The organism is Saccharopolyspora sp. NPDC000995 (assembly GCF_053599315.1).
Window position 1 is genome coordinate 1 of the sequence record NZ_JBSFLZ010000312.1, and the last position, 1,809, is coordinate 1,809.

The window sequence follows — 1,809 nt, forward strand, 5'->3', positions numbered from 1 at the left end:
TCGGCGAACCGGTCCGCCGCCTTTCCCGAAAACTCCGTCCGCACCTTCGCCACCAATTCCGCCACGAACCCGCCCATCTCCCCGACCCCCGCCGCGCCGGACTCCAACGCATCCGCCACCGCGAACAACAGACCCTCATCCGCATCCGTCATATCCTCGCCGGTCAACACCTGGAAAAGCCGCCGCACCTCCTCCGGCACCATGATCGACGAAAACATCACAACCACCCCACCCCAACGCCGCCACAACACAATGCAGCAACGATGTATGCGGGAATCAGCCCTTCCGCCCCGCTGGGAACCAGCCCTTGGATCCACCGGCGCTTTGACGTGCAAAAACCCGATAGCCGGGCGACCTCAGCCGCCCGGCTCCCGAACCACAACACGCCTCTCACAACGAGAACACGGCTCCTTCAAGCAGCAAGGTTCACCACCCCGCTCGAGGTCATGAAGGCGTCGCTTCGACGGATATGCTCGCGAGCGAAAAGGTGAACTGCAGCACGTATTCGTACTCACGAGTCAAAGCGCATGACCCGTAACTCGAACGGTGCGGTTTCGATAAGCGGCTGCGCACGCCCATCCATCGGGTCAAACAGCCGAACACCATCGGTATCGTTCACCGCCGCCAACAAGTGCCCGACACTCTCCCGGCCCCGGATATCCCTCCTCCGCAACCACGCCAGCACCTGGGTCTGCGCGGGAAAAGAAGCGATCTCCTCCAAAACCCCGAACCAATGCTCATGAACACTAACACCGACCACAGGACCAAGCGGGGCCACCATCTGCCAGTCACCACTGTCCTGGAAACTCCGGGTGGTACAAGCGAACAACCAGCCACCCTCAGCCGCCGGGATCAATGTGTCCTGGCACACCGCCAACGACGCCGTCCTGGCGATCGGCAGCGGTGTCTCAGCGGCCAGTTCGGTGAGGAATGCCTGGTGGACGCGATGAAGCCGCACGGCGTGGCCGTGTGTGAACGACCACAGAAAGGTGCCCACAGTGGACGGTGACTTGATCGCCTCGAACACCACCGGCATCGCCGCATGCCGTAAGCGGTCGACGTCACCGATGCTGTCGGCCCCGGCGACCATCGCCGCCACCCGTGAGCACTTTCGCCACCGGATTCGCGCCCCCACCGTTACCGGCCACGGTGATGCGCACCGCGTCAATGACCAACTCGCCAAGCCGGGCCATCCGTCAGCCGCAGCACCGGAACCAGCCCGGCATCCGCGATCAGATTCGGATCAAACACCGCACCCAGCCGCGCCAGGCTATGAGAAGACCGCACTCCAGAGATACCCTCTCGCGAAAACGAATCCTTCAGCAAGATCAATCGGGCTCTTCGCAGTGGAGCGGATCCTGTATCCGAGTGATCACTTGTGGTGATAGCTGATTGTTGCGTTCTGTAGCCGCGCCCGTGGCTTGTGTAGGGCGGGGACGAGGTGCGCCCACCGAACCTGTGATGATCTTTGTCGACCAAGAGCAAGGATCATCGGTAGAGGCGGGTGGGCGCGTGTCACAGACTACGGTGCCGGCGCAGTTGCTGGGACTGGACGGGGTCGAGATCGATGTGATCGAGCGGGAGGCGGATGGTTCCTGGACGGTGCATGTGACGACCGCGGCCTTGCGGGCGGCGTGCTGTCCGGGCTGTGGGCACGCCGCGGAGCGGGTCAGAGAGTCCACGGTGCATACCGTCAAGCACGTGACGATGGTCGGTCGTCGACATTGGCGACGTGGGCCTCGCCGGCGAAGTGGGCGACCTTGCCCGGCGGCACTCCGTCCAGCCACCGCTCGGTCGGGCCGATCGCAT

General features: G+C 63.6%; 2 protein-coding genes. Both read right to left on the bottom strand.

Annotated elements, in window-relative coordinates:
• Positions 1-218, bottom strand: a 218-nt coding sequence (locus ACWDKQ_RS36040) for a hypothetical protein (RefSeq protein ID WP_450143218.1), incomplete at its 3' end; no start/stop codon positions are given.
• A 293-nt stretch (positions 219-511) separates the two neighbouring features.
• Positions 512-1,036 (bottom strand): hypothetical protein, encoded by a 525-nt coding sequence (locus tag ACWDKQ_RS36045; protein WP_450143219.1) that lies wholly within the window; start codon positions 1,034-1,036, stop codon positions 512-514.
• Positions 1,037-1,809: the final 773 nt, after the last annotated feature.

Coding starts and splice junctions, on each gene's coding strand:
- ACWDKQ_RS36045 (WP_450143219.1), bottom strand. CDS start 1,036: ATGCCGGTGGTGTTCGAGGCGATCAAGTCACCGTCCACTGTGGGCACC.